The following is a 23,034-nucleotide window of genomic DNA, read 5'->3' on the forward strand; positions in this document are numbered from 1 at the left end:
AGGTCAGTCATAGGACGCCTCCACGCGCCACCGGCCGCCCTCCACCGCGAGCAGGTAGGCGGCGCCGTCCTCGGTGGCGACCTGGAACCGGGCCAGCCGCCGCGCCCGCGCCGGGTCCCACCAGCGCTCGTCGGCGGGCCACGGGCCGGTCCAGCCGGTCACCGCCGCCGTGCCGCCGCCGAACGCCAGCGCGGCGGGCGGCGCGGACAGCGCGCAGCGCGCCGACACCACGACCGTGCCACCGGCGGCGTCCACGACCTCGGCGGGCGCGGCGCGCGGCGGGACGGCGGCGGGCGCGGGCGCGCCCACCCGGCCGGGCCAGGGGCCGTCCGGCACATCGGCCGGGGGCAGGTCGCCGACCGGTACCCGCACGATCCGCTCGCCGGGGCCGCGCCCGCCCGCCAGCACCGGACGGGTGATCCCGTGGTGGCCCAGCAGCGCCTGGACGCGGTCGGCCGCCCGCGCGATCCGGTCGGTGACGGCCGTCCCGCCCCACAGGCCCTCCTGGCGGCCCACGTCCGGGACGAGCTGGTCGGGTGCCAGCTCCAGCCACGTGACACCGCCCCACACCGCCCCGTCCTCTGGCGGCGCCTCCACGCCGTCGTCGTCGGTCCCGGGCACCGGGCGCTCGCTCCGCCACGCCGACAGCTGCCAGCGGACCCGCTCGGCCACCGCCAGCGTCGAAAGCCGCCCGTCGTGCCGCCACAGCCGCCGCAGCACGTGCCCGTCGGCGAACCCGACCGAGGTCTCCAGCCGCACGCAGGTCAGCCCGCTCGCCGCGAGCCCCTCGTGCAGCTCGCCCGCCAGCCGCTTGGCCGCGAACACGACCTGCTCGGCGTGCGCGGCGGGCGGGTCGAAGTCGGTGCGCGCCGACAGGTCGGGGGCCCCGGGGACGGGTGCGGGCGGGCGCGGCTCCTCGCCCCTGGCCAGCCGGTGCACGAGCGTGCCGTCGGCGCCGAACCGGCCCGCGACGTGCCCGGACGGCAGCGCCGCGAAGTCCCCGAGCGTCGCCACGCCGAGCCGCCGCAGCAGGTCCGCCAGCTCCGGGCGGTCGAGCACCGACAGCGGGTAGGGCGCGAGGAACGCCGCCGCGCCGCCCTCGGGCACCACCACGCCGCCCTGCCCGGCGCGCGCGGCCAGCTCGGCCGCGAACAGCCCGTCGGCGACGCCCGACCCGCAGTCGTACCCGGCCTCCACCACCGTGTCCTGGACGAGGACGCGCAGCGCCTCCTCACCGCCGTAGAAGCGGGCGGGCCCCCGCGCCGGGATCGCGCACAGCCCGGGACGCACCACCTCCACCCTCGGCGTCAGCTCCGCCACGGCCGCGACGACGGCCTCGAACAGCCGTCCCTCGGCGCCGGCGTCGCGCTCGCGGACGACCAGCTCGGGGCAGCGCCGCTGCGCGTCCCGCAGCCGCTGCCCGCGCCGCACGCCGTGCGCCCGCGCCGCCGCCGTGCAGGCCTCCACCCGGCCCCGCGCGACGGCCGCGCCGGGCGTCGCCGCGTCCACCCCGGCGGCCGTCGCGGGCCAGTCCGGGCACCACACCACCAGCACGCGCGTCACGCGATCTCCTCCCCGGCCACCGTGTGCACCGGCCCGCCCGCCGACACTGGAGCGGGCACGGGCTTCAGCGCCGGGACGGACTCCGCCGGGGTGACCGCGCCGTCCGCGTCCGGGAACCACAGCCGGACGCGCCGCGCCGGCCCCGGGCCCTCCGCGACGACGTCGGCGAGGCGCCCGCGCAGCCGTCCGTGGCCGTCGCCGAGGCCGTGCCAGGCGACGTCCTCCAGCCGCAGCCGCAGCCGGGTCCCCGGCCAGGCGTCGGCGAACGCGCCGGTCAGCGTCAGCACGCAGCCGTGTTTGCGGGCCAGCGCCGACAGCCGCCGGACGGCCGCCGCGCCGGGCCGCTCCGGCGGACGCAGCAGGATCAGGCCGACGGCCTCGGCGAGCGCGGCCACCACGTCCGGCCAGCGGTCGCCGGGCTCGTCGACCAGCAGCAGCCGCTCGGGCGCCGCGCCCATCCCGGCGGCGGCGAGCACGCCGAAGTCGGGCAGCCCGACGACGCCGCACCAGCCGCCCGCGCCGTCCTCGCCCTCCGGCGCGGTGGCGCCCGCCGCGAGCGCCGCGCCGAGCGAGGCCGCGCCGAGCCCGGTGAGCCCCACCACCGATCCCGGCCGCAGGGCGCCGCCGGGGACGACCGCCCGCAACGCGGGCAGCACCGGCACGCCGGACGGCTCCGGCGCGCCGGCCGCGATCTCCCGTAGCGCCGCCTCCGGCACGGTCGTCCCCTCCCTCCAACGCTCCGCACCAATTTCGAACACAGATTCGATCTGTGTCAAGTTCTCGCAGGTCAACCCGGGGAACGCGACCACCCGCAAAGCCCGTCCCCATCGGGCTTCGGGCGGATTTGCGGCAGAATGACCGCTCATGGAGACCGAGGTGCGGACGGTGGAGTGGACGGGCGACGGGCTGCGGTTACTGGACCAGACCGTCCTGCCCGGCAGGGTGGAGTACGTCGTGGTCCGCGACGTCGGGACGCTCGTGGACGCGATCCGGCGGCTCGTGGTGCGCGGCGCGCCCGCGCTCGGCGTCGCGGGCGCGTTCGGGGTGGCGGTCGCCATGCGCGAGGCCGCCCGCGAGGGCTGGGACGAGGCCGCGCTGGACGAGGCGGTCGCCCGGGTCCGGGAGGCCCGCCCGACGGCGGTGAACCTCGCGGGCGGCGTCGACCGCGTCCGCCCGCTGATGGGCGCGGGCGTCGAGGCCGTCGTGGCCGAGGCGCAGGCGATCCTGGACGAGGACGTGCGCGGCAACCGGGCGATCGGCGCGTTCGGCGCCGACTGGATCCTGAGCCGCCTCGGCGACCGGCCGCTGCGCGTGCTCACCCACTGCAACGCGGGCGCGCTCGCGACGGCGGGCTGGGGGACGGCGCTCGGCGTCGTCCGCGAGCTGCACGCCCGGGGCCGCGTCGAGATCGTCTACGCGGACGAGACGCGCCCGCTCCTGCAAGGCTCCCGGCTCACCGCGTGGGAGCTGGCGCGGGCGGGCGTCCCGTGCGCGGTGCAGCCCGACGGCGCCGCGCCGAGCACGCTGCTGCGCGGCCTCGCCGACGTCGCGGTCATCGGCGCCGACCGGATCGCCGCCAACGGCGACACCGCCAACAAGATCGGCTCGCTGGGGGTCGCGCTGGCCTGCGCGGCGGCGGGCGCGCCGCTGGTCGTCGCGGCGCCGTGGAGCACGATCGACACCGCCTTGCCCGACGGGCGGGGCGTCCCGATCGAGGAACGCCCCGCCGCCGAGGTGCTGACCTGGGGCGGCGAGCCCACCGCCCCGGACGGCGTGACCGCCCACAACCCCGCCTTCGACGTCACCCCCGCCCGCCTGGTGACCGCGCTGGTCACCGAGACGGGCGTCCTGGAGGTGGCGTCGGGGCAGACGCCGGGGGCGGCCCGTCCCGCTAGGGGGTGAGGGTGCGGGTCGCGGCGCGCAGGCTCGCGTTCAGGCGCCGCTCGTAGGCCCGTGCGGTGCCCGGGTCCTTGTCGACGAACAGCGCGTCGTACAGGGCGGGAAGCCGCTGCGTGGCGTAGCCGGTGTCGATGCCGGGCGCGTAGATCTGGTGCCGGTACCAGGGGCGTCCGGGCAGCCCCGCCGAGGTCAGCAGGTCGCGCTCGGCCTGCATGATCTTGGCGTTGAGGCGGCGGAACCCGGCCGTGTCACCCGCCCGCAGCGCCGCGTCCGCGCGGGCCTGCAACGCCTCGGCCGCGCGCTGCCACGCCTTGGCCTGGTCGACGTCGCGGGAGACGTCCACGACGACCTTGCCGAGCCGCTTGCGCTGCTCGGCGGTGAAGTCGGCGAGGTACTGCGCGGTCTCCGTCGCGTACGGGCGGTACCCGAGCGGGACGACGTCGGCGTTGGCCAGCCGCAGCGTCGAGATCCCGACCAGCCGCGTCATCGCCGCGTGGTACTCCCACGTCGGGTCGCCGAAGTGCGACATCCAGTAGAAGTCGTCGCAGGAGCAGTGGTAGTTGCCCCCCGACCCCGTGGACGACGCGCCGAGGTCCAGCGCGGGCACGCCGTAGCGCTGGAAGAACGCCTGGAAGTCCGAGCCGCCGCCGATCCGGGAGATCGGCGTCTTGCCCTTGTTCTGCGCCTTCCACGCCTCGTAGAGCGTCCCGTCGGTGCCGGGCCAGCGCACCTCCTTGGACGCGTCCACCACGAACCCGTCCAGCGCGGGCGTCGCGGCCGGGCCGAAGTTCGAGCCGCCCGCGCCGTCCATGTTGACGTAGGCGACCGCGTTGCGGAGCCGTCCGGCGCGCTCCTCGGCGTACTCGGTGGAGCCGAACAGCCCGTACTCCTCGCCGTCCCACGTGGCGAGGACGATCGTCCGCTTCGGCCGCCAGCCCTGCTTCAGCAGCGTGCCGAGCGCCCGCCCGACCTGGACGACGTTCTCGGCGCCGGACAGGTTGTCGGAGCTGCCGTAGGTCCAGGCGTCATGGTGCGCGCCGAGGATGACCTCCTGGTCGGGGCGCTCGCTGCCCGGGATGCGCACGGTCACGTCCCACAGCGGCCGGACGCTGAACGTGTTCTTCAGATCCAGGTGGACCTGGGTGCCGCCCGGCCCGAACCGGTAGGGGAACTTCAGCCCGCCCTGCCACTCCTTCGGGACCTCCGGGCCCGTCAGCGCCTTCAGCAGCGGCTCGGCGGCGCCGTAGGAGATCGGCATCGTCGGGACGAGGCCCTTCAGCATCGGCGCGTCGGCCGGGTCGATCCGGTGCGCGCCCTTCACCGCGGGCCAGCCGGGGGTCTGGGGGTCGCCCGCGGCGAGCTGGATCTGCGCGACGCTGCCGCGCTGGATCCCGTCGGCGGGGCGCCACGGCCCCTCCGGGTACACCTTGCCCCGGGTGAACCCGTCGTCGGCCGGGTCGGAGTAGATCAGCACGCCCTTGGCGCCGTGCCGGGCCGCCTCGCGCGGCTTGATGCCGCGGAACACCGACCCGTACCGGACGAGGACGATCTTCCCCTTGACCGAGACGCCCTTCTCGGCGAGCAGCGCGAAGTCCTCGGGCCGCCCGTAGTTGGCGTATACGACCTCGCCCCGCACGTCCCCGGACGGCGACATGCCGTTGTGCCCTGGGATGACGTCCTCGAAGTGCTTCTGCCAGGGGCGCGCCTTCTCCTTCACCGGCAGCGAGACGCGATGCGGCGCGGTCATCTCGACCTTGACCCGCTTGGGCATCGACAGGTACGCGTAGTAGGTCTTGACCTCGGGTTGCAGCCCGTAGGACTTCAGCCGCTTGACGATGCGCTGGACGCGCCGCCAGTCGCCGGTCGTGGTCGCCAGCCCCGGTTCACTCGCCAGCTCGGCGTCCAGGTCCCGGGCCAGCTTTCCGGACGGGATGCCGCTCAGCAGCTTCTCGTACTGCCGCTCCCACCTGGCGTTCTTCTGGGTGAAGCCGGCGATCGGCTCGTCCCCGCCGGGCGGGGCCCCGCCCGGCGAGGCGGACGCGGGCGGGACGACCGCGCCGGCGAGCGTGACGGCGAATGTGACGAGCGGCGCGCAGAGCGCCGCGAGGGCCGGGGTTCGAGAGCGGAACACCAGCGTTACCTCCGGATATTCGCGGGGACGGTGCGCCCGGACCGTACGTCGCGGATCGGCGAAGATCTAGATCAACTGCCGGATCCGGCCACCGCCCGCGCGGGATCGGCCATCATGATTGTCGTGCCGAGCCCCCCGACCCCACCCGCCGCCACGCCGTCGCACCAGCCCGGGCCGGTGACGCTGGAGGCGGTGCTGGAGCGGGTCACCTACGCCAACGAGGACACCGGCTACACGGTCGCGCGGGTCGCGACCGACCGGACCGGCGCCGACCTGCTCACCGTCGTCGGCGCGCTGCTCGGCGCGCAGGTCGGGGAGAGCCTGCGGCTCACCGGGCGGTGGCGCTCGCACCCGAAGTTCGGGCGGCAGTTCGAGGTCAACTCCTACACGACCGTGCTCCCGGCGACCGTGCAGGGCATCCGCCGCTACCTCGGCTCCGGCATGATCAAGGGGATCGGACCGGTGATGGCCGACCGGATGGTCGCGCACTTCGGCACCGACATCCTCCGGATCATCGAGGAGGAGCCGGGACGGCTCGTCGAGGTCCCCGGCCTCGGCCCGAAGCGCACCAAGCGGATCGGCGAGGCGTGGGAGGAGCAGAAGGCCATCAAGGAGGTCATGGTCTTCCTCCAGGGCGTCGGCGTCTCGACCTCGCTCGCCGTCCGGATCTACAAGAAGTACGGGGACGGCTCGATCGACACCGTGCGGCGCGAGCCGTACCGGCTGGCGGCCGACGTGTGGGGGATCGGGTTCAAGACGGCCGACACGATCGCGCAGGCCGTCGGCATCCCGCACGACAGCCCCGAGCGGATCAAGGCCGGGCTCCAGTACACGCTGTCGGAGGCCGCCGACGATGGGCACTGCTTCCTGCCCGAGCCCAACCTCGTCACCTCCGCCGAGAAGATCCTCGGCGTGCCGCGCGAGCTGATCGTCCCGGCGCTGGACGAGCTGGCCCGCGACGAGGGCGTCGTCCGCGAGCCGATCCCCGGCGCCGGGGAGGACGCGGCGACGATCCCCGCCGTCTACCTCGTCCCCTTCCACCGCGCGGAGCGCTCGCTCGCCCGCGGCCTGCGCGACCTGCTCGACGCGCCGGACGACCGGCTCAAGGCGTTCGCGGACGTCGACTGGGACCGCGCGCTGCCCTGGCTGAAGAAGCGCACCGGCCAGGCCCTCGCGCCCGAGCAGGAGGAGGCCGTCAAGCTCGCGCTCACCTCCAAGGTCGCGGTGCTCACCGGCGGGCCGGGCTGCGGCAAGAGCTTCACCGTCCGCTCGGTGGTGGAGCTCGCGGCGGCCAAGCACGCCAAGATCGTGCTGGCGGCGCCGACCGGACGCGCGGCCAAGCGGCTCGCCGAGCTGACCGGGCACCCGGCCGCGACCGTCCACCGGCTGCTCCAGCTCCAGCCGGGCGGCGACGCGAAGTTCGACCAGGACACCCCGCTCGACGCCGACCTCGTCGTCGTCGACGAGTGCTCGATGGTCGACCTGATCCTCGCCAACAAGCTGGTGAAGGCGATCCCGCGCGGCGCGCACCTGCTGCTGGTCGGCGACGTCGACCAGCTGCCGTCGGTCGGCGCGGGCGAGGTGCTGGCCGACCTGCTCGCCGCCGAGCCGATTCCGCGCGTCCGGCTGACCCGGGTCTTCCGGCAGGCGCAGCGGTCGGGCATCGTCGTCAACGCGCACCGCGTCAACTCCGGCGAGCACCCGCACACGCGCGGCTACGACGACTTCTTCCTGTTCCCCTGCGACGAGCAGGACGAGGCCGCCGAGCTGACCGTGGACGTCGTGGCCCGCCGCATCCCGCGCAGGTTCGGCCTCGACCCGCGCCGCGACGTCCAGGTGCTCGCGCCGATGCACCGGGGCGCCGCCGGGGCGGGCGCCCTGAACACGCTGCTCCAGGAGGCGCTCACCCCGCACGACGACGCGCGTCCCGAGCGCCGCTACGGCGGCCGCGTCTTCCGGGTCGGCGACAAGGTCACCCAGCTCCGCAACAACTACGACAAGGGCGAGGCGGGCGTGTTCAACGGGACGGTCGGCGTCGTCACCGCCGTGTCGCCGGAGGAGCAGACGCTGACCGTCCGCACCGACGAGGACGAGAGCGTCGACTACGCCTTCGACGAGCTGGACGAGCTGGCCCACGCCTACGCCATCACCATCCACCGCTCGCAGGGCAGCGAGTACCCGGCGGTCGTCATCCCGCTCACCACCGGCGCGTGGACGATGCTGCGCCGCAACCTCCTCTACACCGGCGTCACCCGGGCGAAGAAGCTGGTCGTGCTGGTGGGGTCGCCGCGCGCGCTCGCGGCGGCCGTCCGCACGGCGGGCGCGGGACGCCGCCACACCGCGCTCGCCCACCGCCTCAGCTCTTGATGCTGAGCCGGTCCAGGCGCAGGCCGGTGAAGGCGTTCGAGGCGACGCCGCGCACCCGCTCGGACCACACGAGGTGGTCGTGCGCGGACCACAGCGGCATCGCGGGCATGTCGCGCAGCAGCGCGCTCTCGGCGAGCCGCGCGGGGATCACGCCGTCCTCGGCGGACGCGGCCTCCGCCGACTCGGCGAGCAGGTCGGTCGCGTAGCGGTTGTCGTAGCCGGTCCCGGCGTCCAGGAGGGGCGTCAGGGACGCGAGCGGCGCGGGGTAGGCGGCCGTGGCGTGGACGGCGTACGGGCCGTCGACCCGGCGGTCGTCCACCGCCTTGCGCAGGTCGGCGACGGGTTGCGGGCGCGCGTCCAGCCCGAGTTCCTTGCGGAGCTGCGCGGCGACGGCCTTCACCCAGCCCTCGTCGCCCGAGCCCGTCTGGTACCAGATCCGCAGCGGCCCGGTGAGCCCGCCCGCGTCCTTGAACGCGGCGCTCGCGGCCTGCGAGTCGTGCAGGCACAGCCGGCACTGGCCGTCGCGGTGCCCCGGCAGGATGCCGGGCGCGACCAGCGAGTCGGCGGGGGAGTACTGGTGGCCGAGCACGCCCTCGGTCACCGCCGGACGGTCGATCGCCATCGACAGCGCCGTCCGCACGGTGGGCGAGTACAGCCGCGCCACCGGCGCCGGGAACGCCAGGTAGGTCATGCTCCGGCCGGGGACGGTGAGGTGCCGGCGGCGGAAGTCGGTGTCCATCGACTCGTGCCGCGCGGGCGGCACCGCCGTCGCGACGTCCAGGTCACCGCCCTGGACGGCGCGGTACTGGCGCGCCGCGTCCGCGATCGTCCGCACGACGACCTCGCGCCCGCCGGAGGGGCGCCGCAGCACGATCTCGTCGCCGGTCCGCGCCGTGATCCGCAGCGGGCCGTTGCCGACCGGCATGCGCGCGTAGGACGCCCAGTCCCGCGACTTCAGCACGGCGTCCGGCATCGGCAGGAACGCCGGGTCGCCGAGCAGCGCCGGGAACCCGCTCAGCGGGCCGTCGAGCGTGACCTCGAACGTCCGGTCGTCCTTGACCTTCAGGCCCGCGACACCGTCCGCGCCGGGCTCGCGGGCGCCCTTCACCCGCGCGACGTCGGTGAACAGCCGCGCGCCCGCCCAGTTCTCGCGCAGGACGGCCGTCCAGGCGTCGGTGAACGAGCGCGAGGTGACCGGCGTGCCGTCGGAGAACCGGCCGCCGGGGCGCAGCCGCACCGTCCAGACCTTCCGGTCGCCGCTCGTCACCGACTCGGCGGCGGCCGGGACGGGCGCGCCCGACGCCGGGTCGTAGGCCATCAGGCCCGTCCACACCGCGGTCGCGACCATCCGGCCGGTCGTGTCGCGGACGTCGCCGGGCAGCAGCGTCGCGGGCGCCGCCGCGCCGACCGAGATCCGCGGGTCGGCGGGATCGCTCCACGCCTTGAGCGCCACCACCGGGGCCACCAGCATCGCGACGGCACCGGTGACCAGGGCGGCGGTGCGCGGGGCGCTCTTCAACGGCCTCTCCCGGGGGGTCGGGGGCGGGACGCGGGGAAGCGTACGGCACCGTCCGGCGACGGTGGAAGAGCGACCATGGGCCTACCGCCCCGCCGATCTTGACAGGCATCATCTGCCCTTACGCTCCTGTTGCCAATTCGTGACATACCGCCCTGTTGATCACGGTTCGCCCACTCGTCACACTGACGCTGCGCAGATCGTTTCGAAAGTGAGGCGCCCATGCCCCCCCGTGACCACCACCGCACCTCACGCAGAACACGACGGCTGGCCCAGGGCGGTGGCGCCGTCGCGGCGTCGCTGGCGCTGATGGCCGGCACCGCCTGGGCGTGCCCGCCCGAGCCCGGATCCCCGCCGGGCGGAGCCAAGGCCGCGGCGCAGGGCGAGGGCACCGGCGGACACTCCGGCCACTACAACCGCGGGAACACCAGCGACCCGGAGCCCACCGAGTCGATCAAGAACGTGCGGCGGGTCGGCGGCGTCCCCGAGGCCAAGGGCGCGATCTCGCTCATGTTCATCGACTACGGGCACGGCCGCCACAAGCGCACGGTGATGTACGCGACCGGCCAGTTCGGGCTCAAGGCCTACGACATCACCGCGGATCCCCGCGTCCCCAAGCTGGTCGGGCAGCTCAACATGCCCGGCATGTGGGAGACCGAGGACACCGACTTCGACCCCAAGCGCAAGATCATCTACCTCTCCCGCGACCCGCGCGCGTTCGGCGGCGACACCGCCACCGGCGAGTCCGGCGTCTACGTCATCGACGCGTCGCGGCCCGAGAGCCTGCGCCAGATCACCTACGTGAAGGTCCCGGCGGGGCACACCACCACGTGCGTCAACGACTGCCGGTACCTGTGGACGGGCGGCCCGTCCAAGGCGGCCTGGATGCCCGCCGACTGGGGCGGCCGGCCCGTGTGGGTCACCGACGTCCGCGACCCGGCCAAGCCGATCGTCCACAAGGACCCGATCGACACCGGGCGCAACGACGGCAAGACCGACTACACCCACGACATCCAGGTCGACTCCGACGGCGTCGCGTGGGCGTCCGGGCGCGGCGGCGTCCGCGGCTACTACACCACCGGCCGCCACTACGACCCGCTGAAGCGCACGTGGCGCCGCGCGAGCGCCGTCGACCCCGTCCCGTACGCGGGCGGCGGGCTCGACGAGGCCACGACGAACTCCACGTTCATGCACAACAGCTACCGCGCCGTCGGCCGCACCAGGAACCAGGCCGCCGACCCGCGCCGCTGGGGAAACGGCAAGCTCCTCTACGTCACCGAGGAGACGTTCAACGAGGGCTGCGCCAACGACGGCCTGCTCGTCATCGTCTCGCTGCGCGGCTCCTACGACGGCCAGGGCTGGCGCTCCACGCCGGAGAAGAAGTTCCGCCTCCAGACGGTCGCCACCTGGGGCGTCGCGGGCAAGGAGGGCAGCGACCCCAATCCCAAGCAGGAGGGCTGCTCCGCGCACTACTTCGACGTCCGCGACGGCGTGATCGCCCAGTCGTTCTACGCGCAGGGCACCCGCTTCCTGGACGTCCGCGACCCGACCAACCCGAAGCAGATCGCCTACTACCGGCCCGCCGACGCCTCGTCCTGGCAGCCGTACTGGCACGGCAGGTACGTCTACGTCGCCGACAACACCCGGGGCATCGACGTCCTGGAGCCGACCTTCCGCTGACACCCCCCACCCGCGCGGAGGCCCGTCCCAACCCCCCAGGGGCGGGTCTCCGCCCCCCGCCCCCGGCGGGGAACGGCGCTACCGGTGGTAGTGGTAGGGGTTGTCGGAGTCCCGGGAGCTGCGCTCGGCGGCGGCCACCGCCGACTCGGCCGCCCGCCGCAGCCGGTGCCCCGCCTCCCGGACGACCTGCACCGGCCGCTCGGGCAGGTGCCGGGTCGCGTCGCGGTGCCGGCGCCAGTGCTCGCGGGCGCGGGCGCGGCGCTCGACCCGCAGGTGCCCGAGCAGCCGGTCGAGGTTCATCGTGACCTCCCCGTACAGCGGCCACGGGTCGCCGGAGGCGGCGCGCTCGTGCAGTTCGCGGGTCAGCCGCGCACGGCGCTCCCGCGCGATGTCGACGCGGACCTCCAGATCCTGCTCGGCCTTGAACGGGCGGGCGTCGCGGTCCAGGTCGGAGCGGGCGAGCCGGCCGTAGGCGGCGATGCTCTCGGCGATCCCGGCGAGGGCGTCGGCGAGCTTCGGGCGCAGCACCGGGTCGGTGAGCAGCCGCCCGTGCCGGCCGAGCCGCTCGTCGTCGGCCAGCGACCGGGTCAGCCCGCGCAGCGACAGCGTGAAGTGCTCCATCGTCTCGACGGCGTCGCGCAGCGCGACGCCCGCGTCCACCAGCCGCCGCGCCCGCGGGTTGAGCCGGACGCTCTCCTCGGCCGCGCCGAGCGCCTGGTCGGTGCGCGCGAGGTCGCGGGCGAGCCGCTCGGCCTGGTCCTGCCAGTGCGCCGCCTGGCCCGGCTCGGGGTCGCGGTCCAGGCCGCCCGCGATGTCCTCGATCAGCTCGCGCAGCCGCTCGGCGATGTCCTGGACGGCCTCCTCGGCGGGACGCACCCGCACCGAGGGCACCAGCAGCGTCGCCGCCAGCCCGGTCGCCGCGCCGACCAGCGTCTCCAGGAACCGCTCGGCCGCCCCCGACTCGCTCGCCGCGCCCAGGGCGAAGATCAGCATGGCGCTGATCGGCACCTCCAGGATGTGGTCGCCGAGCCGCAGCACGTGCCCGATGACCAGCGCGGCGCCGATCGCGAGCCCGAGGCTCCACCAGGAGAACCCGACGGTACTGGCGAACAGCACCGCCACCGCCACGCCCGAGGTCACCGAGGCGACCCGCAGCACGCTCGACTTGATCGTCTCGTACACGGAGTACTGGACGACGAGCAGCGCGGTCAGCGGCGCCAGCAGCGGCTGCGGGCCGCCCTTGGGCAGCACCAGCAGCGCCAGCACGAACGCGGCGACGGCGGTGAGGGTCAGGCGGGCGATGCGGTAGGCGGTGGGCAGCGCCTCCGTCGCCACCTGGATCGGCGGACGGTCGGCGCGGTCTCGGCGAAGGAAAGCGAGCGGCATCGGTGCAATCGGGTGTGGGGTCGTGGTCGGCGGTGAGCCGTCCAATCGGACAATTCGCTCAATGAGGTCAGGTCCCCGATCCTTCCCGTCCTAAAAGAAAAAACCGGTCAAAACTCCGGTTCGGTGCGGTGCCGGGCGCGGAAGGCGGCCACGTTCGTCCGGTTGGCGCAGGTCTCGGAGCAGAAGCGGCGGCGGCCCGCGCGGGAGGTGTCGGCGTAGACGCGGTCGCAGCCGTCCGCCGCGCACACCCCGGTCCGGCCGAGGCCGTGCTCGACGACCAGCTCGGCGAGGTTCATCAGCGTCGTCGCGCGGAAGCGGTGCGGCAGCCGCGACGAGGGCGGCGCGTAGTGCATGTGCAGCCCGTGCGGCTCGTGCTCGGCCAGGTGCGGGTGCATCGGGACCTCCAGCATGAGCTCGTTGAGCAGGCGCATCGCGTCCTCGACCGTGGCGGCCTCGAAGAAGGGGCGCAGTGTCCGGCCCCAGCGGCGGAACTCCTCGGCGTCGCGCGCCTCGAACTCCTGCCAGAAGAACTCGTTGTCGCGCAGGACGCGGCGCAGCGCGTCCTCCGAGGCGTCACCGCCCGCGCTGGTCACCGCGTTGACCAGCGCCACGGCGGCGGCCACCCCGTGGCTCCTGTACCCAGTGATCCGCATTGCCCCGGCTCCCGCTCCCATGCCATGCTGTAAACGACATCTTAGCTATAACCCTTACAGGTTCGTGAGGACGTGCGGTGGAGGAATGCCCACGCTGCGGCTGGCCCCAGACCGAGGTGTACGAGGTTCTCTCGCGTCACCTGACCTCCGAGGGCGTGGTGAGCTACACCCGCTGCGCCTGCGGGGAGGTGCAGGTGCGGGTCCAGCCGTTCGGCCCGGGCGCGGTCGTGGGGGCCCGCCCGGAGGAGTCCTCCGGATCGTCCTGAGCCGGGTGCTAGTGGCGCCAGCGGGTGGCGGCGGCGATCTGCCGCGGCGTCGCGCCGTCCAGCAGCGCGATCTCGCCCCGCCGGACGGTCGCCACCGTGTCGATCACCGCCTCGCCGAGCGCCGCCAGCAGCACCTCGTCGGCCTCGAACGCCGCGAGCGCCTCGCCCAGCGAGGACGGCAGCGCCGCGATGCCCCGCTCGTCCCGCTCCTCCTGCGACAGCGACACCGGATCGACGTCCACCGGGTCGGGCAGCCGCGCCTCGGTCGCGACCCCGTCGCGTCCGGCGGCCAGCAGCGCCGCGAGCGCGAGGTAGGGGTTGGCGGCGCCGTCGAAGCACTTGACCTCCAGGTTCGCCGCGTCCGCCCGCTCGCCTTCGGCGCCGGCGACCAGCCGCAGCGCCGCCTCCCGGTTCTCCAGCCCCCAGCAGGCGAACGCGCCCGCCCAGTGCGAGGGGACCAGCCGCAGGTAGCTCGCCACCGACGGCGCGCCCACCGCGAGCAGCGCGGGCAGCCGCCGCAGGATTCCGGCGGCGAACGCCTCCCCGGCGGCCGTCAGCCCGTAGGGGCCGTCGCCGCCCGCCATCGCGTTGCCCGTCGCGGCCGGGCCCTCCCCGCCGTCGTGGTGCCACAGGCTCAGGTGGACGTGCGCGCCGTTGCCGACCCCCTCCGCGTCCACCTTGGGGGAGAACGAGGCGATCAGCCCGTGGTCCATCGACACGGCCCGGATCGTCTCCCTGACCAGGACGGCGGTGTCGGCCGCGCCGACCGGGTCCTCGGCGGCCACCGACACCTCGTACTGCCCGGCCGCGTACTCGGGGTGGAGCTGCTCGACCCGGACGCCCGTCGCGTCCAGCGCCTTCAGCAGGTCGCGCAGGTAGCCCGAGAGCTCGCTGATCCGCGTCATCCCGTACGCGGGGCCGTGGCAGGCGGGGGAGAAGCCGTCGCCGTGGCTCTCCGACACCGCCCACTCGATCTCGAACGCCGTCCGGATCGTCCAGCCGTCGGCGGCCAGCCGCGCCGTCTCCCGGCGCAGCAGCGCGCGGGTGTCGAGCGGGTGGACACCGCCGTCCTGCGCGTACCGGGACGCGGGCGCGTGCGCCCAGCCCGGCAGCGCCGCCAGCGGGACGAGCCGGTCCAGGTCGGGGTGCAGCCGCAGGTCGCCGCTCGGGCCGCCGATGTGCCGGCCGGACATGATCGAGTCGTCCAGCAGGAAGACGTCGAACAGCGGCGACATGCCGACGCCCCAGGTGGCCGCGTGCTCCAGCCGCGCCACCGGGACGGCCTTGGTCCGCGTGATCCCGGCGACGTCCACCCAGGTCAGGGCGACGGCGGCGACGTCCTGCCCGGCCAGGCGGCGGGCCGCCTCGGCGGCGCGGGCGCCGAGCCTGGCGCGCTCGTCTCCGTCGAGTGCGCCGGTAGGAGCTACGGGGTGTCCGGAGTCTTCCACGATGAGGCTCTCCTGAGGAGTCGGCGAGGGGCGGGACGGTAAGGGCTGAGCCGAGTCTTTGTGGGGGGACGACCCCCCACACCCCCCGGCAAACGCCCGTAGGGGCATCGTAGAAAGAACATCCGAAGGATTTCAGGGACGGAGGCGGGTGTCGTGCTCGAATGGCCGGAGAGTCCACCACTGGCCGACCACCACTGCCACGGCGTCCTCGACCGCGAGCTCGACCGCGCGGCGTTCGAGGCGCTGCTCACCGAGGCCGAGACCGGCGGGCCGCCGGGCACGAGCCCGTTCGACTCGCAGATCGGCTTCGCGCTGCGGCGCTGGTGCCCGCCCGTCCTGGACCTGGACGCGCACGCCGCGCCGGACGCCTACTTCGCCCGCCGCGCCGAGCTGGGCGCGGCCGAGGTCAACCGCCGCTTCCTCGCCGCCGCCGGGCTGGAGTCGCTGTGCGTGGACACCGGGTACACGCCGGAGGCGATCCTCGACCCGCCCGATCTCGGACGGTTCGCCGGTGCCCCCGCGTACGAGATCGTCCGGCTGGAGGCGGTCGCCGAGCGGGTCGCGGCGGACGGCGTCGAGGCGGCGCGCTTCGCCGACGAGGTCCGCGCCCGGCTGGCGGGACGCGGGCCGGACGTGGTCGGTGCCAAGTCGATCGCCGCCTATCGAGCGGGGCTGGAGCTGGCGGGCGAGCGGCCGTCCGCCGGGGAGGTGGCGGAGGCGGCCGGGCGACTGATGCGGCAGGACGTACCACGCGTCCACGACGAGGTGCTGCACCGGTTCCTCGTGTGGTGCGCGTCCGACGAGGGCCTGCCGGTGCAGTTCCACGTGGGGCTCGGCGACGTGGACGCCGACCTGCGGCGCGGCGACCCGCTGCTGCTCCTGGACCTGCTGCGCGCGCTCGACGCCGCCGGGACCCCCGCGATGCTGCTGCACAACTACCCGTTCCACCGGCAGGCGGGCTACCTCGCGCAGGTGCTCCCGAACGTGTACGTGGACGCCGGGCTCGCCACCCACAACCTCGGGCACCGCGCCCCGGCGCTGCTCGCCGAGCTGCTGGAGCTGGCCCCGTTCGGCAAGGTGCTGTACTCCTCCGACGCGTTCGGCCTCGCGGAGCTGTACCACCTCGGCGCGGTGCTGTTCCGGCGCGGGCTCGCCGGGATTCTCGACGAGGGGGTGCGGGACGGCGCGTGGACGGCGGACGACGCCGCGCGCGTCGCCGGGCTCGTCGCGTCCGGCAACGCCCGCCGCGTCTACGGGCTCCCCGCCCCCGGATAGGCTCGTGATGATCGTGGAAGGGGCGGGGACATGGCGGGACGCGAGCGGCTGCTGGTCATCGGCGGCGACGCGGCGGGGATGAGCGCGGCCTCGCAGGCGCGCCGCCGCCGCGGCCCGGACGATCTGGAGATCACCGTCGTCGAGCGCGGGCGGCACGCCTCCTACTCGGCGTGCGGCATCCCCTACCTCGTCGGCGGCGACGTCGAGGACGAGTCGAGCCTCATCGCCCGCACGCCGGAGGAGCACCGCGAGCGCGGCATCGACCTGCGGATGCGCACCGAGGCGACCGAGATCGACACCTCCGGCGGCCGGGTGCGCGTCCGCGACCTGGAGGGCGGCGGTGAGCGCTGGGAACACTACGACCAGCTGATGGTCGCGACCGGCGCCGTTCCCGCGCGTCCGCGCCTGGCCGGGGCGGACGCGGAGGGCGTGCACGGTATCCAGGTCCTGGACGACGGGATTCGCGTCCGCCGCGTGGTGGAACGCGACAAGCCGCGCCGGGCGGTGATCATCGGCGGCGGCTACATCGGCCTGGAGATGGCCGAGGCGCTGGTGCGGCGCGGCCTGGAGGTGGCCCTCGTGGACGCGGCGGACCAGCCCATGGGCACCCTCGACCCGGACATGGGCGCGCTCGTCGCCGACGCGCTGCGCGGGATCGGCGTCACGTTGCACCTGGGCGACCCCGTCGAAGGCTTCGACACCGCGGAAGGGCGGGTGACCGCCGTCCGGACGGAGGCCGGCGCGCTGCCCGCCGACCTGGTCGTCCTCGGGCTCGGCGTGCGGCCGGGCAGCGACCTGGCACGCGCGGCGGGCATCGAGACCGGCCCGACCGGCGGCATCGTCACCGACCGGCGGATGCGCACCCGCACCGAACGGGTGTGGGCGGCGGGCGACTGCGTGGAGAACCGCCACCTGGTGTCCGGCGCGCCCGTCGCGATCGCGCTCGGCACGCACGCGAACAAGCAGGGCCGCGTCGCGGGGATCAACCTCGGCGGCGGATACGCGACGTTCCCGGGCGTGGTGGGCACCGCGGTCGCGAAGATCTGCGAGTACGAGGTCGGGCGCACCGGCCTGAACGAGCGCGAGGCCGAGACGGCGGGGTTCGAGGCGCTGAGCGTCGTCGTCGCGTCCACCACCCGCGCCGGCTACTACCCGGGCGCGACCGAGATGCGGACCAAGCTCGTCGTCGAGCGCCGCTCCGGCCGGCTGCTCGGCGCGCAGATCGTCGGCCGGGAGGGCGCCGCCAAGCGCGTCGACGGCCTGGCCATCGCGTTGTGGAACGGCATGACGGTCGAGGAGATGACCGGCCTCGACCTCGGCTACGCGCCGCCGTTCTCGCCCACCTGGGACCCCGTCCTGATCGCCGCGCGCAAGGCCGCCGAGCGCGTCGAGGAGGACCTGCGCTCCACGTCCTGACGTGCTGTCACGTGGTTTGTCGGTGGCCGTTCCTAGGGTGTGGCCGCATGAGCAACGCTCCCGGCATCGACGAGGACGCCCCGGCCTTCCCGGCCGCGTGGCTGCGCATGCGGCATCCGCGCCGCGACCGTCCGGGCGTCCCCGACGTCCGGCCCGACGCCGAAGCGGTGGGCCGGGCGCGGGCGCTGGTGGACGCGGCGCTGCCCGAGATCGAGCACGTCCTCGCGCTGCCGGGCACGACGCCGCTGCTGGCCGAGCACGCCCGCGCGCACCTGGCCGGTTCGGCGAGCCCGCTCGGCGCGGCGGTCGTCGCGTCGCTCACGCTGACGGTGCAGGCCTCGGTCGAACTCTGGGCGTCCGACCTGTTCCGGGACGCGTGGACGGTCGAGCACGGGCTTCCGTTCGCCGTGTGCGCCTACCTGGAGTTGTGCGAGGTGGTCGCCGACTACAGGGGGGCCAGCATCGACTACCGGACGGGCGCCATCCGGCGGGACTGGTGGGGCGTCCGGGAACGGGGGCCGGACGACCGTGTCGGCGGCCCGTGGGCGGAGCGGGACGTCGCCCGCCGTCAGCGTGCCCTCCTGGCGGCGGTGGACGACAACGCCTACGCCGGGGCCGCCGAGGCCCTCGCGCGCCACCGCCGGACCCCGGCCCAGCAGGTGATCGCCTCCTACCTGGTGCCGACGCGGCGGGACTGGCTGGCCGAGGCCCGCGCGCTCCCCGCCCCCGCCCGCCTGTACGGCGTCGAGCCGGAGACGGCCTGGATGCTGCTGTGCGCGCTCGGCGAACCCGGGGACACCGACGGCATGACGCTGGGCTGGGGCGGCCGCAGGCCGGACGTCATCGCGACGCTGCTGGACGGCGTCGGCCCGGACGCGCTCGCCGCGCTGGTGGTGGACGCCGCCGACGACGACCACCTCGACGCCGACACCGCGCGGCTGCTGCTGGACGCGCTGGCCCGGCTGCCGGTGGACGCCGCGTTCCAGGCCCTCGTCGACCGGCTCGGCCGCCGCTACGTCCAGCCCGCCGCGATCGGCGCCGCGAACCGGTATCCGGCGCGGGCGCTGCGGCTGCTCGCCGCGTCGGCCGCTGCCCCCGGCGCCGAGGAGATGCTGTCGGCGCACCTGCTCGCGCACCCGGAACTCGCGGACGCGATGCTCCCCGCCCTGCCGGAGGAGTCCCGCGCGGCGGTCGAGGCGATCCGCGCGCGGAACGTCCGGGTGCCCGAGGCGGGCGACCTGCCGACGCTGCTCACCGACCCGCCGTGGACGCGCGGGCGCAAGAAGTCCAAGCCCGTCGTCATCAAGGGCCTGCCCCTGCCCGGCCTGCGCGCCATCGTCTGGGAACCGGGGGAGCGCGACGCCTGGACGGTCGACGTGCGCCGCCTGTGGCGCTGGATGGAACAGCCCCCGTGGGCCGAGGAGGCGGCGCGGTTCGAGAAGGGCGACCTGCCCAAATACGTGCATCCGGCCCTGTTCCTTGAGGGTCCTGAGGATCTGGTGCGCCCGCTGCTGGCGAGGTGGGAGCCGTCCGACGTCTACGCGGTCGGCGAATGGCAGCCGGGGCTCGTCGCCCGCTTCGAGTTGGACGCGCTCGAACCGGTGCTGTGCATCGCGCGCCGTGACCCGGCCGGTGTCGGCCCCGCCCTGATGCCCTACCTCAGCGATGACGTCGCCCGGCTGATGGCCGACTGGCTGCTGCGGCGCAAACGCGCGGGTGAGACGGCGCGCGCCTGGTTCCGCCGCCACGGCCGCGCCGCCGTGCCCGCCCTGCTGCCCGGCGCGCTCGGCCGGTCCGGCACCGAGCGCCGCGCCGCCGAGGCGGCGCTGCGCCTCATCGCCGCGCGGCACGGCGCCGAGGGGATCGTCGAGGCCGCCCGCGCCCACGGCGACGCGGCGGCAGACGCGATCGCGGCGCTGCTGTCGGCCGACCCGCTCGACGTCCTGCCCGCGAAGGTCCCCGCGATCGGCGACTGGGCCGACGTCCGGTTCCTGCCGCAGCTCATGCTGCGCGACCGCGAACGCGCGCTGCCCGGGGCGGCGACGCGGCACGTCCTGACGATGCTGGCGCTGTCGCGGCCCGGCGAGGAGTACGCCGGTGTCGCCGCCGTCCGCGAGCTGTGCGACCCCGCCTCGTTCGCCGAGTTCGGACGGACGGTGTTCCGGCGCTGGGAGGCGCATGGCGCGCCGTCCAAGGACGGGTGGGCGCTGACGCAGCTCGGCCTGACCGGTGACGACGAGACCGTCCGCCGGCTCGCCCCGATGATCCGCGCCTGGCCGGGCGAGGGCGGGCACGCCCGGGCCGTGACCGGGCTGGACGTCCTCGCCGCGATCGGCACCGGCACCGCCCTCATGCACCTGCACGCGATCTCCCAGCGGGTGCGGTTCAAGGCGCTGCGGGCCCGCGCCGCCGAGAAGATCGAGGAGGTCGCCGCCGGGCTGGAGCTGACCCCCGACCAGCTCGCCGATCGCCTCGTCCCCGACCTCGGCCTCGACGCCGACGGCGGCATGACGCTCGACTACGGCCCGCGCCGCTTCCGGGTCGCCTTCGACGAGAGCCTCAAGCCCTTCGTCACCGAGAACGGCGAGCGCCGCAAGACCCTGCCCAAGCCCGGCGCGAAGGACGACCCCGACCTCGCGCCCGCCGCGCACAAGGCGTTCGCCGCCCTCAAGAAGGACGCCCGCGTCGTCGCCTCCGAGCAGCTCCGCCGCCTGGAGGGCGCGATGGTCGCCCGCCGCCGCTGGCCCGCCGCCGAGTTCCGCGACCTGCTCGCCGCGCACCCGCTGGTGCGGCACCTCGTCCGCCGCCTGGTCTGGCTCGCCGCCGACGACACCGGGACGCGCGCGTTCCGCGTCGCCGAGGACGGCACCTACGCGGACGCCGCCGACGACACCGTCGAGCTGCCCGCCTCCTGCGAGGTCCGCGTCGCCCATCCCATCGACCTGGGCGAATCCGCAGCCGCCTGGGCGGAGCTGTTCGCCGACTACGCGATCCTCCAACCGTTCCCGCAGCTCGGACGCGCCGTCCACACCCTCACCCCGGAGGAGCGGGGCAGCGGCCACCTGACCCGGTTCGAGAAGCTGACCGTCCCGGTCGGCCGCCTCCTGGCCCTCACCCGGCGCGGCTGGGAGCGCGGCGCCCCGCAGGACGGGGGCGTCGAGTGCTGGATCTCCCGCCGCCTGTCCCGCGATCTGTTCGCGGTCATCGACCTGGACCCGGGCATCGTCGCCGGCGCCGTCGAGGCGGAGGCCGAGCAGAAGCTCGCCGCCGTGCGCCTGGCCGACCGCCCCGACTGGCCGCACCCGGACGCCCCGGCTTCCCACCGCTTCGGCGCCCTGGACCCGGTCACCGCCTCCGAACTCCTGGCCGACCTCACCGGCCTGACCGGATGACCGCCGACCGGACCCTCGCCTGGGAGCCGGGCGAGCGCGCCGACTGGGCGGCCACCCCGCTCCGGGACCTCCACAACGACCGCACGCTCGCGCAGTCCCTCCGCATGCTGGAGGCGGGAGAGTTCCAGCACGAGTTCGAGTTGGCGTGGCTGTTCGCGCAGGCGCCCGAGGAGGCCGTCCGCGCCCGCGTCCGGGCGTGGCGTCCGGAGTTCTGGCAGCTGACCGATTCGCTCAAGCCCGTCGTCGCCCGCTTCGGCCTCGACGCCTGGGACATGGCGGTCCACGCGGCCGAATGGAACTGGCGCGAGAACGGGGCGATCCTCCTGCCGTTCCTCAGCGCCGACGTGGCGCGCCTCATGGCCCGCCTGGCGCGACGGGCCCCGACGGCGCGGGAGCTGACCGGCGCCTGGCTCCGGCGGCACGGCCTCGCCGCCGTGCCCTTCCTCGTCCCCGCCCTGGACGGCGCCCCCGGCATCCGCCGCGACGCCGAGCACGCGCTGTGCCGCATCGCCGCGTCCGCCGGGCCGGGCCCGGTCGCCGAGGCGGCCCGCTACCACGGCGCGGCCGGGGCGGTCGCCCGCCTCCTCGCCGACGGCCCGTCCAAACCGCCGCCGGGCCCGCCGCCCTACCCCGTCTGGGCCGACCCTGCCACCCTGCCGCGCGTCCGCCTGCGCGCCGGGGGAGAGCTGCCATTACCGGAGGTCCGCGCGCTGGTCCTGCTGCTCGCGAGGACGAAGCGGCCGGGCGACCACCCCGGCTCGGCCGCGCGGCTCGACGCCGTCCTGCGGCGCTGCGACCCCGCCGACGTCGCCGAACTCGGCTGGGAGCTGTTCGTCCGCTGGCGGGACGCGGGGACGCCGAGCACCCACAACTGGGCGCTGCCCGTCCTCGCCCGGACCGGCGACGACGAGACCGCCCGCCGCCTCGCCGCGTGGGTGCGGGCGTGCCCGGGATGGGCGGCGTTCGCGCGCGCCGCCGTGGGCCTGGAGACGCTCGCCGCCTTCGGCGACCGCGCGCTGCCGCACATCGCCGCGATCGCGCGCTCGGCCCCGTACAAGCTGCTGCGCGAGCGGGCCGGGGAGGTGCTCGGCGAGGCCGCGCGGGCGGCGGGCCTCACCCCGGAGCGGCTCGCCGACCGCTTCGTCCCGGACTTCGGGCTCGACCCGTCCGGCACCCTGACCCTCGACTACGGCCCGCGCCGCTTCCTCATCGGGTTCGACGAGCGGCTCGCGCCCCACGTCCGGGACGAGCGGGGCCGCCGCCGCGCCGCGCTGCCGAAGCCCGGCGTCCGCGACGACCCCGCCCGCGCGTTCGAGGCATGGGCCCGCTTCGCCGCGCTGCGCAAGGACGCCCGAATGGTCGCGGCCGAGCGCGTCCATCGGCTGGAGACCGCGATGGTCACCGGGGAGCGCTGGCCGCTGCGGGAGTTCCGCGCGCACTTCGCCGACCACCCGCTGGTGTGGCACATCGCGCGCCGCCTGGTGTGGACGGCCGAGCACGACGGCACGGTGACGCCGTTCCGGATCGCCGAGGACCGGGGGCTCGCCGACGCGTCCGACGGCGCCTTCGCACCGCCGCCCTCGGCGACGGTCGGCGTGGCGCACCCCCTGCTGCTGGACGGGCTGGAGACCTGGTCGGAGCTGTTCGCCGACTACGAGATCCTCCAGCCCTTCCCGCAGCTGGCGCGCGCCGTCCACACCCTGTCCCCGCGGGAGCGCGCGGCGGACCGGCTGCCCGCCTTCGAGGACCTGACCGTCCCGTTCGGCGCGGCGCTGGCCCTCACCCGGCGCGGCTGGGACCGGGGCGCCTTCGACGACACCGGCGTGGCGGACACGCTCGTCCGCGACGCGGGCGGCGGCCGCCGGGTCGTCCTCACCCTCGACCCCGGCTTCCTCCCAGGCCGGGCGGACGCCTCACCCACCCAGCGTGTCGTCCACATCCACCTGCTCTCGGCGACGGGGACCCGCCTGCCGTTCGGCGCCCTGGACCCCGTCGCCGCGTCGGAGCTGCTGGCCGACCTCTCCGCCCTGACCGGCTGAGGG

Annotated in this window: 15 protein-coding genes; 8 read left to right on the forward strand and 7 right to left on the reverse strand. The window is 75.5% G+C overall.

The genetic code is table 11. From position 1 onward, the window contains the following. Positions 1-3 precede the first annotated feature (3 nt). On the reverse strand, positions 4-1,563 hold the full coding sequence (locus tag K2F47_RS23175; RefSeq protein WP_242907026.1) for a DNA polymerase Y family protein: 1,560 nt from the start codon (positions 1,561-1,563) through the stop codon (positions 4-6). Beyond that, positions 1,560-2,279, reverse strand: a complete 720-nt coding sequence (gene imuA', locus K2F47_RS23180) for a DnaE2-dependent mutagenesis accessory factor ImuA' (protein WP_242907028.1) — start codon at positions 2,277-2,279, stop codon at positions 1,560-1,562. Before imuA' ends, K2F47_RS23175 begins: the two co-directional genes overlap by 4 nt. A gap of 148 nt (positions 2,280-2,427) precedes the next feature. Between imuA' and mtnA the strand changes: the two genes are divergently transcribed. After that, on the forward strand, positions 2,428-3,465 hold the full coding sequence (mtnA, locus tag K2F47_RS23185) for an S-methyl-5-thioribose-1-phosphate isomerase (protein ID WP_242907030.1): 1,038 nt from the start codon (positions 2,428-2,430) through the stop codon (positions 3,463-3,465). Here the strand turns inward: mtnA and K2F47_RS23190 are convergent. After that, a complete protein-coding gene (locus tag K2F47_RS23190; protein ID WP_242907032.1) occupies positions 3,455-5,593 on the reverse strand; it encodes a M28 family peptidase in 2,139 nt (712 codons plus the stop codon). The two genes, mtnA and K2F47_RS23190, sit on opposite strands and share 11 nt — an antisense overlap. Positions 5,594-5,716: 123 nt before the next feature. Between K2F47_RS23190 and recD2 the strand changes: the two genes are divergently transcribed. After that, positions 5,717-7,960, forward strand: coding sequence for an SF1B family DNA helicase RecD2 (gene recD2, locus K2F47_RS23195; RefSeq protein ID WP_242907033.1), 2,244 nt, complete (start codon positions 5,717-5,719; stop codon positions 7,958-7,960). On the opposite strand, the gene K2F47_RS23200 is transcribed toward recD2, so the two are convergent. Then, positions 7,950-9,479 (reverse strand): peptide ABC transporter substrate-binding protein, encoded by a 1,530-nt coding sequence (locus tag K2F47_RS23200; RefSeq protein WP_242907035.1) that lies wholly within the window; start codon positions 9,477-9,479, stop codon positions 7,950-7,952. The genes recD2 and K2F47_RS23200 overlap by 11 nt on opposite strands. A gap of 219 nt (positions 9,480-9,698) precedes the next feature. On the opposite strand from K2F47_RS23200, the gene K2F47_RS23205 reads away from it, so the two are divergent. Next, positions 9,699-11,156: an LVIVD repeat-containing protein gene (locus tag K2F47_RS23205; RefSeq protein WP_242907037.1), complete on the forward strand. Its 1,458-nt coding sequence runs from the start codon at positions 9,699-9,701 to the stop codon at positions 11,154-11,156. Between the two features lie 78 nt (positions 11,157-11,234). Here the strand turns inward: K2F47_RS23205 and K2F47_RS23210 are convergent, their stop codons facing one another. Together K2F47_RS23210 and K2F47_RS23215 are read right to left on the reverse strand one after the other, a co-directional pair. Then, entirely contained in the window at positions 11,235-12,542 is a 1,308-nt protein-coding gene (locus tag K2F47_RS23210; RefSeq protein ID WP_242907039.1) for an FUSC family protein, read from the reverse strand. 107 nt (positions 12,543-12,649) lie between these two features. Next, positions 12,650-13,165 (reverse strand): CGNR zinc finger domain-containing protein, encoded by a 516-nt coding sequence (locus K2F47_RS23215; protein WP_242907041.1) that lies wholly within the window; start codon positions 13,163-13,165, stop codon positions 12,650-12,652. Between the two features lie 107 nt (positions 13,166-13,272). Between K2F47_RS23215 and K2F47_RS23220 the strand changes: the two genes are divergently transcribed. Beyond that, positions 13,273-13,461: a hypothetical protein gene (locus K2F47_RS23220; RefSeq protein ID WP_242907043.1), complete on the forward strand. Its 189-nt coding sequence runs from the start codon at positions 13,273-13,275 to the stop codon at positions 13,459-13,461. Between the two features lie 8 nt (positions 13,462-13,469). Here the strand turns inward: K2F47_RS23220 and K2F47_RS23225 are convergent, their stop codons facing one another. Beyond that, positions 13,470-14,909, reverse strand: a complete 1,440-nt coding sequence (locus K2F47_RS23225) for a glutamine synthetase family protein (RefSeq protein ID WP_242907045.1) — start codon at positions 14,907-14,909, stop codon at positions 13,470-13,472. A gap of 153 nt (positions 14,910-15,062) precedes the next feature. Between K2F47_RS23225 and K2F47_RS23230 the strand changes: the two genes are divergently transcribed. Genes K2F47_RS23230 through K2F47_RS23245 form a run of 4 tightly spaced genes read left to right on the forward strand, consistent with a single transcriptional unit; the run spans position 15,063 to position 23,031 of the window. Further along, positions 15,063-16,184: an amidohydrolase family protein gene (locus tag K2F47_RS23230; RefSeq protein WP_242907047.1), complete on the forward strand. Its 1,122-nt coding sequence runs from the start codon at positions 15,063-15,065 to the stop codon at positions 16,182-16,184. A gap of 30 nt (positions 16,185-16,214) precedes the next feature. Further along, on the forward strand, positions 16,215-17,600 hold the full coding sequence (locus K2F47_RS23235) for an FAD-dependent oxidoreductase (protein ID WP_242907049.1): 1,386 nt from the start codon (positions 16,215-16,217) through the stop codon (positions 17,598-17,600). A gap of 47 nt (positions 17,601-17,647) precedes the next feature. Beyond that, entirely contained in the window at positions 17,648-20,992 is a 3,345-nt protein-coding gene (locus K2F47_RS23240) for a DUF4132 domain-containing protein (RefSeq protein ID WP_242907050.1), read from the forward strand. After that, positions 20,989-23,031 (forward strand): DUF4132 domain-containing protein, encoded by a 2,043-nt coding sequence (locus K2F47_RS23245; RefSeq protein WP_242907052.1) that lies wholly within the window; start codon positions 20,989-20,991, stop codon positions 23,029-23,031. The genes K2F47_RS23240 and K2F47_RS23245 overlap by 4 nt, the downstream gene beginning before the upstream one ends. Positions 23,032-23,034 lie beyond the last annotated feature (3 nt).

Origin of the sequence: Actinomadura terrae (assembly GCF_022751215.1) — a bacterium.
Taxonomy (GTDB): domain Bacteria; phylum Actinomycetota; class Actinomycetes; order Streptosporangiales; family Streptosporangiaceae; genus Spirillospora; species Spirillospora terrae.